At 68.2% G+C, this 1,127-nt stretch carries 1 protein-coding gene; it reads right to left on the bottom strand.

What is annotated here, in order from left to right:
• Nucleotides 1–194: 194 nt before the first annotated feature.
• Nucleotides 195–1,127 (bottom strand): tyrosine-type recombinase/integrase (locus AB0N07_RS51685; protein ID WP_365848025.1); only part of this gene is annotated, 933 nt, incomplete at its 5' end.

Raw genomic sequence — 1,127 nt, 5'->3', positions numbered from 1 at the left:
GTTAGCCCTTGCATGCGCTGTTCAGCGAGGCACCTGTCCTCACCTATCGGGGCTCTGGGCATCTCGCCCGTATGGTCCCGGCAACGCCCCTGGGGGCTAGCATCTCGTCATTCAGTTGATGGTGTCAGCATATACCATGTGCGCCGTAAGAATGCACACGTGAGCCCATGTTATGAAATCGTTATCCTAAATCCTTAGACATCCTGAACCAAGGCGGCCAGGCGGCGGCGTTCGGCGTGCTGGTACACCTCTACGGACTTCCCATCGGAGTGGCCGGCGTATGCCTTCAGCTCCGCCGTGGTGGCTCCGGCTTGGCCTAGGCGGGTTAGGGCGGTGTGCCGGAGGCCGTGCCACGTGAAGTTCTCTACGGGGTTCTCCCCGGCCTCGGCCCGATGGGCGTTGAGCGCCTTCAATGCGGCGTTGAACCGCTTGCGGACGGTGTTGGGATTGTTTAGGCCGTTCCCGCCGCCCACGCGAGGGAACAGCAGCCCGTCCGGCCCCGGTGCGGCGTGCGTGTCCAGGTGCGCGGCCAGGTCGGCCGCGATCACTGGGGGCACGGGCACCTCGCGGCGTCCCGCGTCCGACTTGGGGGACTCCTCGCGGACGCCCGACCCGCGCGCCTGAACCTGGGATTCCACGCGGACCCATGCGGTCCCATCCGGGTCCGTGGTGACGTGACGGCGGCGCAGGGCGAGGACTTCCCCGATTCGCAGGGCGCACCAACCGGACAGCAGCACGGCCAGCCGGTCGGCTTCGGGCATCAGGTCGGCCAGGGCGGACAGCTCGGCGTCCGTCAGCGTTTCCCGGTTGCGCTGGGGCAGGTTCGGGCGGCGCAGGCGGCGCGCGGCCAGGGGAGGGACGGGCGAGGTCAGTAGCCACGGGGTGAACGTGCGGGGCAGCTCGGCGGCGTCTCCGGTGGCCCACTTGAACAGCGCCGCGACCACGCGGTGAATCTGGGCGGCTCCAGTGTGGCCCTTGGACTCTTCGAGCGCGTCGAGCCATGCGTTCAGGTCGAGCGCCGTCACCTCGCCCACAGGGCGATCCCCGAACGTGGGCAAGAAGTGCGCTTCGAGGTGCCGACGGTAGGTGTAGACGCTGCCGAGTTTCAGGCCGCGCTCGGTCTGCCA

Origin of the sequence: Streptomyces sp. NPDC051172, assembly GCF_040682555.1 — a bacterium.
In the GTDB taxonomy this organism is placed as follows: Bacteria; Actinomycetota; Actinomycetes; order Streptomycetales; family Streptomycetaceae; genus Streptomyces.
Note: the sequence above shows the minus strand (reverse complement) of the source record. Positions and strands in the feature narration are given on the sequence as shown.